Origin of the sequence: Roseomonas nitratireducens (genome assembly GCF_017813355.1) — a bacterium.
GTDB lineage: Bacteria > Pseudomonadota > Alphaproteobacteria > Acetobacterales > Acetobacteraceae > Neoroseomonas > Neoroseomonas nitratireducens.
This window is the reverse complement of record NZ_JAGIYZ010000047.1, coordinates 1-13,233: the sequence shown is the minus strand read 5'-3', so window position 1 is coordinate 13,233 and position 13,233 is coordinate 1. Positions and strand designations below refer to the sequence as shown.

Here is a 13,233-nt window from a genome sequence, read left to right as displayed (position 1 = left end):
GGCGTCGCGGCGGGGCGCGCGGGCGCCGCGGCCGCCGGCTGCTGGGCCGGGGCGGTCGCCGCCCCGCCGGTGCCGCGCGCCGTCGGCGCGGCGGGACTGCGCTCCGCCGTCTGCACCCGCCCCCCGCCGGTCGCCGCGAGGCTGCCGGGCGCCGGCGCGACGGAGACGAAGCTGCCCTCGCAGGTCCGCATCAGCGTGTTGCCGGAGGTGGTGTAGTTCCCGCCGGTCAGCGAAAAGCGCGTCGGCCCCGCGGCGGTGCCGCTGATCCGGTAGACCCAGGTGCGACCGTCATTCGCCGATCCGTCGTTGCGGATCGCGATGGTGTTGCCGTTGACCCGGAAGGACCACCGGTTGGTGTCCCGCCCGCCGAGCGGATTGGCGCCGGTGCGCACGGCTTCCCCCACGCCGGCCCGGAGCGTGATGGCGATGTTCATCGACAGCGGCGCCCAGCCCGACACGGTGTTGGCCGTGCAGTTGAGGTTCATGGCCCAGTCGCCGTCATAGTCGTTCGGCCCGGCGAGCGCGCCGCGCGGCGCCAGGCCCACGACCAGCGATGCGGCAGCCATGACGATGCGCCACCTCGCGCCGCTGCGGGGGCCGGCGATCCTTGGGCCGTCCTGCGGTACCGCGCGATGTGCGATCATGGCGGAAGGCTACCGCGTGCCTCCGGCGCGCTTCAAGAATCATCACGCCGCCGTCATCAGATGCGGCAGAAATCATCACCGATCCTCATTGACGGCGCATGAGACATGATGGTTTCTCATGCCATGCGCGTTCCGGACCTCGATCTCGACCTGCTGCGCGGCTTCGTCACCGTGGCCGAACGGGGCGGCTTCACCGCCGCCGGCAGCGCGCTCGGCCTGACGCAATCGGCGATCAGCCTGAAGGTGAAGCGGCTGGAGGAAATTCTCGGCAAGCGCGTGCTCGACCGCGGCGGCCGCGGCGTGGCGCTGACGCGGGACGGGGAGACGCTGCTCGCCTATGCCCGCCGCATCCTCGCCCTGAACGACGAGGCGGTGCGCCGCATGGTCGCGCCCCCGGTCGCGGGGCGGCTGCGCCTGGGCGTCGCGGACCACTTCATCCCCCGCAACCTCGCCCCCGTCCTGGCCCGCTTCACCCAGACCTATCCCGAGGTGCGGCTGGAGGTGGAGGTCGGCCGCAGCCACGAATTGCGCGCGGCGATGGCCGAGGGCGCGCTCGACCTCGTGCTCGGCAAGCGGCGCGACGGGGAGACGGAAGGCCGGCCGATCTTCACCGAGACCATCGTCTGGGTCGCCGCCCCCGGCTGGGAGGCGCCGGCGGACCGGCCGCTGCCGGTGGCGATGCTGCCGCAGGGCTGCATGCTGCGCGACCGGGCGCTCGCCGCCCTGGCGCGGGCGGGGATCGCCTTCGATCTTCTCTACACCTCGGCCTCGCTGCTCGGCGTCGCGGCGGCGGCGCAGGCGGGCTTCGCCGCGACGGTGCTGGGCCGCACCGGCCTGCCGCCGGGGCTCGAGGAAGTCCCCGGCCTGCCCGCCTGCGGCACCGCCGAGATGTGCCTGTTCGGCGATGCGGAGGGACGCAGCGCGCTGGTCGATCCGCTGATCGGCTTCATCCGCGAGAGCCTCGCCGCGCCGCGCGCGGGAGTGTGAGCGGCGATACCGCGCGGCGCGCCGGGCGCGGTAAGGTGCCGCGCGGGGCAGGCAAGGGACCACCACCATGGCCGAGACGCTGACCATCCACCTGGTGAACAAGGCGGGCGACCTGAGGGGACGCTTCGAGGCATCCCACCTGGCCACCACCGCGGCGCTGCTCAAGGGCTGGTTCGAGACGGTGATCCTGTCGGTCCCTGCCTTCAGCGCGGTCGCGGTACGCACGGACACGAAGCAGGGCGACGTGAAGGCGCGCGACCTTGTCTGCTACCTGCTGACCTCGGCGGAAGACAGCATCGTCGCGAAGCGCGCGACGGAGGACATCACCCTCGGCGTATCGGGCAGCACGATGATGGGGGCGGCCGACAAGGCCGTGGTCAGCGAAGTCTACATGCGGCAGATCGTGCAGAAGGGCGACCCGCGCGCGAATGCGACGACGAACCGCGAACAGCTGGTCGCGGGCTGCATCCTGCACGAGCTGATCCACAACATCTCCGACGCTACGACGCCGGTCGTGACCGACGTGCACAAGGTGAAGGACGGCGTGATCTGTCGCGAACTGGACGGCAATCCGCTCACCGGCACCGAAGCGCCGAACGAGGTGGACAACAAGGTCGCCGCCACCGCGCTCACGCGCCGCGCCACCGGGGTGAAGCAGCACGCGAGCGCGATGCCCGCGTGAGGTTCAGCGCTGCGACCAGGGCGTCCGCTGCCAGAGCGTCCGGTAGTTGCCCTGCAGGCCGGCGAGGCGCGTGAACCAGGCGGTACCTTCCTCGTAGCGCGGCTCGGTGTAGCGTTCGCGCATCACGCGCACGAAGTCGGGGTCGCGGATCACATCCGCCATCGCCTCGCGCAGCCGCTGGAGGATCGCCGGCGGCGTCCCGGCGGGGGCGACGATGCCGCGCTCGGAAGCCATCTCCACCGGGAAGCCCAGTTCCGTCAGCGTCGGCACGTCCGGGCGGAAGGCGCTGCGCGCCGCGCCGGCCATCGCCAGCGTGCGCAGCTTCTCGCGGTTCGCCGTGACGGGGCCGAGGTTGAGGCCCATCACATCAACCTGCCGCCCGAGGATCGCCGTGCGCAGCTGCGGGTCGCCCTGGAAGACCACATGCGTCATGGAGATCCCGGTCAGCGCCTGCAGCAGCACCAATTGCAGGTGGTCGTCCGTGCCGACGCCGGGGGAGGCGTAGGTGATCCGGTCCGGCTGCGCGCGCGCCGCCGCGATCAGGTCGGCCATGGTCCGGTACGGGCTGTCCTCATGCACCGTCATCGCGGTCGGGTCGGTGACCATGTTGGCGATGCCGACGAAATCCTCGAGCTTGAACTGCGCCTGGCGCTCGATCGGGATGGTCAGCAGCCCCGGCATGTTGGTGGTGGCGAGCACATGGCCGTCCGGGCGCGCACGCGCGACGGACGCCAGCGCGACCTCCCCACCCGCGCCCGGGCGATTCACCACCACCACGGGCCCGCCGAGCCGCTTTTCCAGCAGCGGCGCGACGGCCCGCGCATCGAGGTCCGTCGCCCCGCCGGCGACGAAGCCGACCACGATCTCGACCGGCCGGTCCGGCCAGCGCGGCTGGCCGAGCGCGGGGGCGGCGAGCGTGGCACCCGCCGCGCCGAGCAGCGTCCTGCGTGTGACCTTCATGATGTCCTCCCTTCGTTGCTCTCGATCCAGGCCATCAGGCGGCGGAGGCCTTCCTCCATCTCGACCTGCGGCTTCCAGCCGATGGCGGCGAAGGCCGCCTCATGCGCGATGCGGAAGGCACCGCCCGAGGTCAGCCGCACCTTGCCCGGCGTATCGCCGACGAATTCGGGCTCGATCTCCGACTCCGCCAGCTTCGTGACCATCCGCACCAGTTCGAGCGTCGTGACCGGCTTCGGGCCGGAGGTGTTCACGGACACATCCGTCGCCGCGGATTCGAAGGCCATGCGGTTGGCCCGCGCGAGGTCGCCCACATAGACGAAGTGCTTCGTCTCCGACCCGTCGCCATAGACCTGCGGGCGCTCGCCGCGCTTCACCTTGTCCCAGGTCTCGATGATGTAGAGCGCGTTGGCCGCACGGTAGTGCTGACGCTCGCCGTACACGGTCGAGTAGCGCAGCACGACGTAGTCGAGGCCGAAGCGCCGCTTCATGTCGCGACACAGCTGCTCGCCGATGATCTTGGTCGCGCCGTACAGGATGGCGGCCGGCGGGGCGCCCACGGAATGGAAGGGCGTCTCCTCCACCAGGTCGCCCTTCACGCCGGGCCCGTAGCCGTAGACGGCGTTGGAGGAGGCGAAGACCACCTTCTTCACGCCATTGGCGCGCGCCGCCTCGAGCGCGTTCTGCACGCCGCGGATGTTGACGTCGAGCCCGCCCCAGGGGTCGCGGTCCATGTTCAGCGTCATGTAGGCGGCGAGCAGCAGCGCGCCCTGGCAGCCTTCCATCGCGCGCAGCAGGTCGGGCAGGCGCATCACGTCGCCGCGCACCAGCTTCAGGCGCGGATTGTCCTTCAGGTGTGCTACGGCCTGTTCCGATCCCATCGAGAAATTGTCGAAAAGCACCACCTCGGCCGCGCCGGCGTCGAGCAGCTCTGCCGCCGTTGCCGAGCCCACGAGGCTCGCGCCCCCCACGATGATGAACTTGTTGCCGGCAACCGGCACCGCGGCTGACATGCGCGCGCTTCCCCCTTGGATCGTTTCCGCGGGGATGATCGCGCGGGAAGGCCGGCGCGGCTAGAGGCCCGCCCGCGCGGCGAGCGCCGTCAATTCCTCCAGGAACCGCGCCGCGGCCGCATCGGGCAACCAGGGCTTCCAGGGCGGCTCACCGTAGCGGACCTGCAACGGGTCCTTCTCCATCGGCGTCGCGCGGATGCCGAGCGTCTCCCGCACCTCCTGCGCCGTCCAGCCGACCACGTGCACGGCTTCCGCCGCCGCGACGGCCACGTCCACCGCCTTGTGGGCGCGCTTTTCCTCCACCGTCCAGGCCGGCAGGCGGTAGCGCGCGGCGATCACGGCCGACAACCGCGCCTGGAGTTCCGCGAAGGCGGGCCCGAGGAAGGGCTTCAGCGGCGAGATGCAGTCGAAGTTGATCAACCCCTCATCCGCGTCGTGCAGCAATTCGCGCAGTTCCTGCGCGGGCGTCAGGCGATGGCGCGTGCGCGACCGGCGCAGCGCGAGCACCGTCAGCGAATGCTGCGCGACCGACAACGGCTCTGGCCAGGCGGAATGGCCACCCCAGCGGAAGGTGCGGGCAAGGCCGGTGGCGAGGTCCGCGTCGGTCCAGTCGAAGGGGGTGGGCGAAAGCAGGTCGAGGCGGCGGCCCGACGGGAGGCGGACCCAGGCGCGGTCGGTCATCGGAAGGAAGGTCGGGGGAGGGGAACCTCCCCCGGACCCCCTCCCTTTTCTGTCTGCTGGGGTCCGATGGCCAAAGGTTCCAAAGAAGGTTGAGGGGGGGTGCAGGGGGGAGAAGTTCCCTTCTCCCCCCTGCGGCATCAGTACGTCGCGAAGACGCGTTCGAGATCCGTCATCCCGTGCGCGAGCGCGAGCGAGAGCAGGATGCGCGCCTTCTGCGGCGTAAGATTGTCCGCCGTGATGAAGCCGAGCGCCGTGTTCCGCGACGTCTTCGCCGCCCGCCCCGACATGGCGCGGGAGGAAGTGACGACGACGACGCCCTTCTTCACCGCATCGGCCATCGCCGCCGACATGGCCGGCGTCACGTAGCCCGGCGCGAAGCCGGCGGTGACGATGCCCTTGGCGCCGGCGGCGACGAAGGCCTCGATCGCCGCGCCATCCGCCCCGGCATAGGTGTAGGCGATGTCGACGCGCGGCAGCGCCGCCATCCCGCGCACGTCGAACTCGGTATCGGGCGCGATGCGGCGCAGCGGCCGGCGATACCAGGCGATCTCATCCGCATCGGCATGGCCCAGCGCGCCGAAATCCGCCGTGCGGAAGGTCTGCATGCGCAGGGTGGAGGTCTTCGTCACCTCCCGCGCCGCCTGGATCTCGTCATTCAGCAGCACGAGCGCGCCCAGGCCCCGCGCGCGCGGATCGGCCGCGACGCGGCAGCCATTGACCAGGTTCATCGGCCCGTCGCCGGCGAGTGCCGAGGCAGGCCGCTGCGCGCCCACGACCACCACGGGCTGCGGGATCTTGAGCGTGAGGGAGAGGAAGTAGGCCGTCTCCTCCAGCGAGGCCGTGCCATGCGTCACGACGATGCCCGCGAGGTCCGGATGCTCGGCCGACAGTCGGTCGCAGATATGCAGCAATTCCTTCCATTCCGGCCAGCCGAGCGCGGTCGAGGGAATGGCGCGGAAGGGCACCGGCAGGACATCGGCCACCAGCGCCAGTTCCGGCACCCGCGCGATCACGCCGTTCACGTCGAGCACCTGCCCGGCCGAGGCGTAGTCGATCAGTTCGAGCGGCCCCTTGCCCATCGAGGAGATGGTGCCCCCCGTGCCGATGATCGCGACTTTGGGTTTCGCGCTCATGCCGCGCGCTGCCCCGCCGCGCCCGCGCGCAGCCTTTCGATCACATGGTCGGTCGTCATGACATCCCCGAAGATGTTCCAGAAGGCCGCGAGCGAGGCGTTGTGCTCGGCATCGCTGTTGGCCGCGTTGCAATCCGCGACCATCACGGTGCGGAAATCCAGCATCATCGCGTCGCGCGCGCTGCTCTCGCAGCACACATTGGTCACGGTGCCGCCGATCAGCACCGTGTCGAAGCCGCGCGCGCGCAGCCGCGCGGCAAGGTCCGACGATCCCTGGATGAAGGCGCTGAAGCGGCGCTTCAGCACGCGCTCATCCTCCGCGCGCACGTCAAGCGTCGGCCACAGCGCATGCCCCGGCGAGCCTTCGCTCATCGCCGCGACGCGCCTCGCACGCGCGGCCGGCGTCGCCATGCGCTGCATCACCGTCCAGGTCTCGTCGCAGGAGGCATCGTGCGTGTTCTGGATCCAGAAGACGCCGCCATCCGTCTCCCGCACCGCGGCGGCAAGGCGGTTCACGACGGGGACGATGCGCTCGGCCATCGGGCAATAGGCGTGGCTGATCGCCGGGTCCATGAAGCCGACCTGCAGGTCGATGACGACGAAGGCGGTGCGGCGCGGGTCGAGATCCTCGAAGGGATGCGCGCGCCCGCAGCGCGCCTCCACGCGGGCGGCGATCTCGGGCGGTATGTTCAGCGGATGCACGGGCTCTCTCCCCTGTCGGGCATGGGCCGGCGAGGTCGCGTTTCCCTGGGCTCGCACGCTATCCGCGCGGCACCCGGGCGGCAACCTCAGCCCCGCTTCTCGACGACCGCGGTGGTCAGGCGCGACACGCAGGCGAGCCTGCCATCGGCGCGATGGATCTCGGTCTGCCAGACCTGGGTGGTGCGGCCGAGATGCAACGGGCGGCAGGTCGCCGTCACCGTCTCCCCCTTCGGCACGGAGGAGACGTGGTTCGCGTTCACCTCGAGCCCCACCGCCTGGCGATCGGGCGGCAGGGTGAGGTTCGACGCCATGCTGCCGATCGTCTCGGCCAGCACGACGGACGCGCCGCCATGCAGGATGCCGAAGGGCTGCGCGTGGCGTTCATCGACCGGCATGGCGGCGCGGATGAAATCCTCCCCGATCTCGAGGATGCGGATGCCGAACAGGCCCGGCAGGCTGCCCGCGAAGCGCGCCTCCATCTCCGCCGGATCGGTGCTGCGCTTCCAGATTCCCATGTGCCCTCCGCCGCACGATGCCGCGCGGCAAGTCTGACTCGCCGCGCGCCGTGCGGCCAGGGCCGGGCACCCGGGGCGACCACACGGGAATGTTTCTTTGTCGCACCGAATGATCCTGCGAAGGATGTGAAGTCAGCCGCTCAGTCGCGTGCACCAGACGCCCCGGCCCGTATCGGGCGGAACAGAAGGGCGGGGTCATCGACCAGGCCGCGGGGACGCGTGGGGCAAGAACTCGCCGGCCGCACCGCCGGCCAAGAATGGTGATGCCGTGCACGTAGTGCTGGACGTGTCCCGGTTCCTGGCATGTGGCCGTCGTCGGGCGCCGTCGGGGATCGATCGTGTTGAAGCCGCCTATGCGGCACGCTGGCTGGCCGAGCCGGAATCGGCCGTCACCTTCTGCGCCCGCGCACCCTGGGGCGGCTACGCCGCCCTGCCGCGCGGGCTCGTCGCGGATTTCGCCGCGGCGCTCCAGGCCGGCTGGGCCACGGGGGATTCCGCCGCGGCACGGCGGGCGCGCTTCATCGGGCGGCTCGGCCTCGCCCGCGTGGCGCTCGGCCGGGGCAAGGGGCGCCTGGATGCAGCGTTGGCGCGCCAGCGCCGCAGCCTCTTCCTGCTCGTCTCGCATCGCCTGATGGAACAGCCTGGTCCGATCGCGGCGATCCGCGAGGCGGGGGCGGCCTTCATCCCGCTGGTGCACGACCTGATCCCGGCGACGCACCCCGAATATGCGCGGCCGGGGGTCGCGATGCAGCATCTGCGGCGGCTGGCCACCGTCGCCGCGCTGGCCGATGGCGTCATCGTGAACTCCGCGGCGACGGCGGCCTCGCTCCGCCCGCATCTAGTGCGCCCGCGCGCCGTGCCGCCGGTGGCGGTCGCGCCGCTCGGCATCGCGCCGCCATCCGCCACCCCGCCCGCCGCGCGCCGCACGCATCCCTACTTCGTCGTTCTCGGCACGATCGAGCCCCGCAAGAACCATCTGCTGCTGCTCCATCTCTGGCGGGACTTCGCCGCGAAATGGGGGCCGGCCGCGCCGCATCTCGTCATCGTCGGGCGCCGGGGGTGGGAGAACGAGAACGTGCTCGACCTGCTCGAGCGCTGCACGCTGCTGCGCGGCCTCGTCGAGGAACTGGGCACGCGCCCGGATCCGGAGGTCGCCTCCCTCGTCGCCGGCAGCCGCGCGCTGCTCTTCCCCTCCTTCGCCGAAGGCTACGGGCTGCCGCTGGCCGAGGCGCTGGCCGCCGGCGCGCCGGCCATCTGCTCTGACCTGCCGGCGCTGCGGGAAGTGGGCGGCGAAGTGCCCGAATACCTCGACCCGCTCGACGGCGCGGGCTGGCGGCGCAGCATCCTCGACTACGCGGCACCCGACAGCCGCGCGCGCGCCGCACAGCTCGCGCGGCTGCGCGCCTGGTCGCCGCCCTCCTGGGACGACCACTTCGCCTCGGTGGACGGACTGCTCGACGCCGTGGCGCGGCGCCATGCCGGCGCGACCGTGCCGCGGCGCCCCGATGCGGCGGATGTCCGGGAGCCGGAGCGACTGCCGGCCGAGCCGGTCGCGGCGCGTTGAGGCTGCGCATGATGGCGGCACGATGAGTCGCGGCACGGCGCGCCGGCGCACGCGCGCGGACCGGGACGGCGGCGGCATCGCCATCGTCGGCGCCGCCTGCCGGCTGCCCGGCGCGCCGGATCTCGACAGCCTCTGGACGCTGCTCGCCGAGGGGCGGGATGCCGTCACGACGGTCCCGCCCGACCGCTTCGAGCAGGCGCGCTGGTTCCACCCGCGCCAGGGCGAAGCCGGCCGCGCCTACACCTTCGCCGCCGGCACGATCGGCGACGCGGCCGGCTTCGATCCCGCCGCCTTCGGTCTTTCCCCACGCGAAGCCGCGGAGATGGACCCCCAGCAGCGCCTGCTGCTGGAAGTCGCGGCCGAGGCCTTCGAGGATGCCGGCTGGCCGGCGGATCGCATCGCCGGCCGCGCCATCGCCGTCTTCGCCGGCGCTTCCTCGACCGACTACGCGGAATTGCGGCTCGAGGATCCGTCCGCCGGCGACCGCTTCTTCATGACCGGCAACGCGCTGTCGATCGTCGCCAACCGCATCGGCAACGTCTTCGACCTGCGCGGGCCGGCGCAGACGGTCGACACCGCCTGCTCATCCGCCCTCGTCGCGCTGCACCTGGCCGCGCGCACCCTGGCCGAGGAGCCGGAGATCGAGGCGGCGGTGGTGGGCGGCGTGAACATGCTGCTCTCGCCCTATTCCTTCGTGGGCTTCTCGCGCGCGGGCATGCTCTCCCCCACCGGGCGCTGCCGCGCCTTCGACGCGGCGGCGGACGGCTATGTGCGGGCGGAAGGCGCTGGCGTCGTCATCCTCCGCCGGCTCGCGGATGCGCAGGCGGCGGGCGACCGTGTGCGCGCCATCCTGCTCGGCAGCGGCACCAACGCCGCCGGGCGCACCATCGGCCTGTCGCTGCCGAACAGGGAAGCGCAGGCGGCGCTTATGGCGCGCGTGCTGGCCCGCAGCGGCGTCGATCCCGACCGCTTCCTCGCCTTCGAGGCGCATGGCACCGGCACGCGCGTGGGCGACCCGGCGGAAGCCTGGGCGATCGGCACCACCATCGCGCGCCACCGGTCCGCACCGCTGCCGATCGGCTCGGTGAAGACCAATATCGGCCATCTGGAAGCGGGCTCCGGCATGGCCGGGCTGATCAAGGCGCTGCTGATGCTGGAACGGGGCGCGGTGCCGCCCTCTCTGCATTTCGGCGCGCCCAATCCAGAGATCGACTTCGCCGGGCTCAACCTGGCCGTCGCGCGGCGGCTCGAAGCGGCGGCGCCGCGCGCCGATGCCGTGGTCGGCGTGAATGCCTTCGGCTTCGGCGGCACCAACGCGACCGCGCTGCTCGGCGCCGCGCCGCCCGCGCCGCGCCGGCGCGAAGCCGCGGGCCCCGGCCAGCCGCCGCTCATCCTCTCCGCGCCGTCGCGCGCCGCGCTCGCGCTGCTCGCCGGATCCTGGCGCGGCGTGCTGCCGGGGCTGAACGCGCAGGCGACGGCACGCCTCGCGCGCGGCGTGGCGCGGCATCGCACCCTCGCCGCCCATCGCCTCGTGCTGCGCGGGGCCGATGGCGATGCGCTGGCCGATGCCCTCGCCCGCTGGCAGGCGGGCGAGGGCGCCGAGGACGCCGTCGAGGGCGAGGCCGTCCGCGGCGGCATCGCCTTCGTCTTCAGCGGCAATGGCGCCCAGCATGCGGGCATGGCGCGCGCCGCCCTCGCCGCCTCGGCCCCCTTCCGCCGCGCGTTGCGGGAGGCCGACGAGGCGCTCGCCCCATTGCTCGGCTGGTCGCCGCTCGCGCTGATCCGCCGCGGCGCGACGGCCGAGGAACTCGCCGGCACCGACATCGCCCAGCCGCTGCTGTTCGCCGTGCAGGTCGGCATCGCCGGCACGCTCGCCCGCCACGGCATCGCGCCCGCCATGGCGCTCGGCCATTCGGTGGGCGAGGTCGCGGCCGCCTGGTGCGCCGGCATCCTGACCCTGCCCCAGGCGGCCGGCCTCGTCGTCGCGCGCAGCCGCCACCAGCACGCCACGCGCGGGACGGGCCGCATGGCCGCGATCGGCTGCGGGGCGGAGGAAGCGGAAGCGCTGCTCGCCGCCGCCGACCCGGGGCTCGAGATCGCCGCCGAGAACGGGCCCGCCGCCATCACCGCTGCCGGCCCGGCCGAGGCCATCGCGCGGCTCTGCGCGGCGGCGGAGGAAGCGCGGATCTCGGCCATCCCGCTCGACCTCGACTACGCCTTCCATGCCGCGGCGATGGAGCCCGTGCGCGCGCGGCTGCTCGCCGACCTCGCGGGGCTGGCGCCGCGCGCCGGCCGGATTCCCTTCGTCTCCACCGTGACCGGCGCGACGATGGAAGGCGGGGAAGCGACGGCGGGCTATTGGTGGCGCAACCTCCGCGCGCCCGTGCGCTTCCGCGCGGCGGCGCGGGCGGCGGCACGGCGTGGCGCGCGGATGTTCCTCGAGATCGGCCCCGCCCCCGTGCTGCAATCCTACCTGCGCGAAAGCCTGCGGGAGGAGACGGGGGAAGCGGCGATCCTCGCGAGCCTCACGCGCCGCGACCCGCCGGGCGATCCCTTCCCCGCCATCGCAGCGCGCGCCATCGCGCGCGGGGCCGATCCGCGCGCCGCCCCCGCCTTCGCCGGCGAGGCGGAGCGCGACGCGCTGCCCAGGACGCCCTTCGCCCGCTCGCGCATCTGGTTCGCCCGCACGGTGGAAGCCACGCCGCTCGTCGCCCCGGCGCGCGACCACCCGCTGCTCGGCGCGCGGGACGGCGCCGAGCCCGGGCGCTGGACCACCTGGCTCGACACCGACCTCGCCCCCTGGCTCGCCGACCACAGGCTGCTCGGCGAAGCGGTGCTGCCCGCGACCGCCATGGCCGAGGCCGCCCTCGCCGCCGCCGCCGCGCGCCATCCGGACGCGCCGGGGCTGGAGGTGACGGACCTCGCCATCCTCCGCCCCCTGCCGCTCGAGCCCGGCCGCACGCGGCAGTTGCGCGTCGTGGTCGATGATGAGGGCGGCTTCGCGCTGGACTCGCGCCGTCGCCTCGCCGAGGAGGCCTGGAGCCAGGTCGCGCGCGCGCGCATCGCCGCCCTGCCCCGCCTGCCCGCCGCGCCGCCGCCCGCCGCCGCCGGCCCGCGGCGCATGACGGGCGCCGAGGTGATCGCCCGCGCCGCCCGCGCCGGGCTCGACTACGGCCCCGCCTTCCGCCCGGTGACCGAGGTGCTGGCCGACGACGCGGCGGGCCGCGCGACCGTGTCCCTGGCGCTGCCGGACAGCGCGCCGCCGGCCGCGGGGTTCCTGCTTCATCCCGTGCTGCTCGACGGCGCCCTGCAAGGTCTCGTCGCGCTGGTCGGCGGGCGGGCGGATGGCCAGTCGCTCGTGCCCGTGCGCATCGGGCGCCTCGTGGTGGATCGCGCCGCCGCACCCCCGGCACGCGCCGAGATCGCGCTGGTCCGCCGCGGCGAAAGGCTGGTGATCGCCGAGGCCGTGCTGCGCGACGCGACCGGCGCGCCGGTCGCGCTGCTGGCGGACATCTGGCTGCAGCGCGTCGCGCTGCCGGGCCGGGCGGGGCCGCTGGCGCATGCCTTCCGGCTCGATGCGCTGCCCGCCCCGCCGCTGCCGCCCATCGCCGCGCCGATCGAGACCGAGGCCGCGATCGCCGCCGCGCAGGCTGCGGATGAGGCGGCCGACCTGTCGGAAGCCGCGCTGCTGCTGGAAGGCTTCGCCGCGGCCGCGGCGAGCGCCGCGCTGCCCGCCGCGCCGCCGCTCGCCACGCCCTATCGGCGCGCGCTGTGGCAGGGCCTCGCCGCCGCGGGGCTGGCGGAATCCGCCGAGGGCGGCTGGCGCATCGCCGATGACCAGCCCCTGCCGCCCGCCGAAGGCATCTGGCGCGCCGTGCTCGCCGAACAGCCGGATCTCGCGCTCGACATGGCGTGGCTCGCCCATGCGGCGGAAGGCCTGCCGCACGTGCTGGCCGGGGAAGCACGCGCCGCCGCGCCGCCGCCCGTCGAGGCCGGCGGCTTCGTGCGGCTGGCCACGGTGCTCGAAGCGGCGATCGCGCGCATCGCGGCGGACTGGCCGCTCGGGCGGCCGCTGCGCGTGCTGGAACTCGGCGCCGGCGGCCCGCTGACGCGCCGTGCCGTCGCCGCGCTCGCCGCCTCGGGCCGGCACATCGTCTACCGCGCGGCCGGGGAGGCCCGCGCCGGCGCGACGCCGCCCCTGGCGGACCGGATCGACTTCGCCTGGGTGGGCGCGGAGGCGCCAGCGGGCGGGGCCGACGCGGCCGACCTCGTCATCGGCGTCGCCGCGGCGGCGCGCGCCCGCGCCGGCACGACGTCGGCGGCCGGGCTCGCCGCGCGCGCCGCGCCAGGCGCGCT

11 protein-coding genes are annotated in these 13,233 nt (G+C 73.8%); 4 read left to right on the top strand and 7 right to left on the bottom strand.

Annotated features, from left to right (window positions below; all coding sequences use genetic code 11):
• On the bottom strand, positions 1-566 hold a 566-nt coding region (locus J5Y09_RS23880; protein ID WP_209354360.1), incomplete at its 3' end, for a hypothetical protein.
• A 201-nt stretch (positions 567-767) separates the two neighbouring features.
• Between J5Y09_RS23880 and J5Y09_RS23875 the strand changes: the two genes are divergently transcribed.
• Together J5Y09_RS23875 and J5Y09_RS23870 are read left to right on the top strand one after the other, a co-directional pair.
• Complete coding sequence (locus J5Y09_RS23875; RefSeq protein ID WP_209354359.1) at positions 768-1,631, top strand: LysR family transcriptional regulator; 864 nt, start codon at positions 768-770, stop codon at positions 1,629-1,631.
• A gap of 67 nt (positions 1,632-1,698) precedes the next feature.
• Positions 1,699-2,313 carry a hypothetical protein gene (locus J5Y09_RS23870; RefSeq protein ID WP_209354358.1) on the top strand — a complete coding sequence of 205 codons (615 nt, stop codon included), beginning with the start codon at positions 1,699-1,701 and terminating at the stop codon, positions 2,311-2,313.
• 3 nt (positions 2,314-2,316) lie between these two features.
• Here J5Y09_RS23870 and J5Y09_RS23865 read toward each other — a convergent pair whose 3' ends face one another.
• The 6 genes from J5Y09_RS23865 to J5Y09_RS23840 form a co-directional block, all read right to left on the bottom strand.
• On the bottom strand, positions 2,317-3,273 hold the full coding sequence (locus J5Y09_RS23865) for a tripartite tricarboxylate transporter substrate binding protein (protein WP_209354357.1): 957 nt from the start codon (positions 3,271-3,273) through the stop codon (positions 2,317-2,319).
• Positions 3,270-4,283 (bottom strand): NAD-dependent epimerase/dehydratase family protein, encoded by a 1,014-nt coding sequence (locus tag J5Y09_RS23860; protein ID WP_209354356.1) that lies wholly within the window; start codon positions 4,281-4,283, stop codon positions 3,270-3,272. The genes J5Y09_RS23865 and J5Y09_RS23860 overlap by 4 nt, the downstream gene beginning before the upstream one ends.
• A gap of 60 nt (positions 4,284-4,343) precedes the next feature.
• Positions 4,344-4,964, bottom strand: a complete 621-nt coding sequence (locus tag J5Y09_RS23855; protein ID WP_209354355.1) for a hypothetical protein — start codon at positions 4,962-4,964, stop codon at positions 4,344-4,346.
• A 137-nt stretch (positions 4,965-5,101) separates the two neighbouring features.
• Positions 5,102-6,097, bottom strand: a complete 996-nt coding sequence (locus tag J5Y09_RS23850; protein ID WP_209354354.1) for an asparaginase — start codon at positions 6,095-6,097, stop codon at positions 5,102-5,104.
• The gene (locus tag J5Y09_RS23845; RefSeq protein WP_209354353.1) at positions 6,094-6,798 is read right to left on the bottom strand and encodes an isochorismatase family protein; all 705 of its coding nucleotides are present in this window, start codon (positions 6,796-6,798) and stop codon (positions 6,094-6,096) included. The genes J5Y09_RS23850 and J5Y09_RS23845 overlap by 4 nt, the downstream gene beginning before the upstream one ends.
• Before the next feature lie 86 nt (positions 6,799-6,884).
• Complete coding sequence (locus tag J5Y09_RS23840; protein ID WP_209354352.1) at positions 6,885-7,313, bottom strand: PaaI family thioesterase; 429 nt, start codon at positions 7,311-7,313, stop codon at positions 6,885-6,887.
• A gap of 268 nt (positions 7,314-7,581) precedes the next feature.
• Between J5Y09_RS23840 and J5Y09_RS23835 the strand changes: the two genes are divergently transcribed.
• Both J5Y09_RS23835 and J5Y09_RS23830 read left to right on the top strand, forming a co-directional pair.
• Positions 7,582-8,877 (top strand): glycosyltransferase, encoded by a 1,296-nt coding sequence (locus J5Y09_RS23835; RefSeq protein WP_209354351.1) that lies wholly within the window; start codon positions 7,582-7,584, stop codon positions 8,875-8,877.
• A 22-nt stretch (positions 8,878-8,899) separates the two neighbouring features.
• Positions 8,900-13,233: type I polyketide synthase (locus tag J5Y09_RS23830; protein ID WP_209354350.1), on the top strand; the 4,334-nt coding region annotated here is incomplete at its 3' end.

What these genes read in the sequence shown, in the direction of transcription:
- J5Y09_RS23870 (WP_209354358.1), top strand. Translation starts at nt 1,699, where the DNA reads ATGGCCGAGACGCTGACCATCCACCTGGTGAACAAGGCGGGCGACCTG.
- J5Y09_RS23855 (WP_209354355.1), bottom strand. Translation starts at nt 4,964, where the DNA reads ATGACCGACCGCGCCTGGGTCCGCCTCCCGTCGGGCCGCCGCCTCGAC.
- J5Y09_RS23850 (WP_209354354.1), bottom strand. Translation starts at nt 6,097, where the DNA reads ATGAGCGCGAAACCCAAAGTCGCGATCATCGGCACGGGGGGCACCATC.
- J5Y09_RS23860 (WP_209354356.1), bottom strand. Translation starts at nt 4,283, where the DNA reads ATGTCAGCCGCGGTGCCGGTTGCCGGCAACAAGTTCATCATCGTGGGG.
- J5Y09_RS23865 (WP_209354357.1), bottom strand. Translation starts at nt 3,273, where the DNA reads ATGAAGGTCACACGCAGGACGCTGCTCGGCGCGGCGGGTGCCACGCTC.
- J5Y09_RS23840 (WP_209354352.1), bottom strand. Translation starts at nt 7,313, where the DNA reads ATGGGAATCTGGAAGCGCAGCACCGATCCGGCGGAGATGGAGGCGCGC.
- J5Y09_RS23875 (WP_209354359.1), top strand. Translation starts at nt 768, where the DNA reads ATGCGCGTTCCGGACCTCGATCTCGACCTGCTGCGCGGCTTCGTCACC.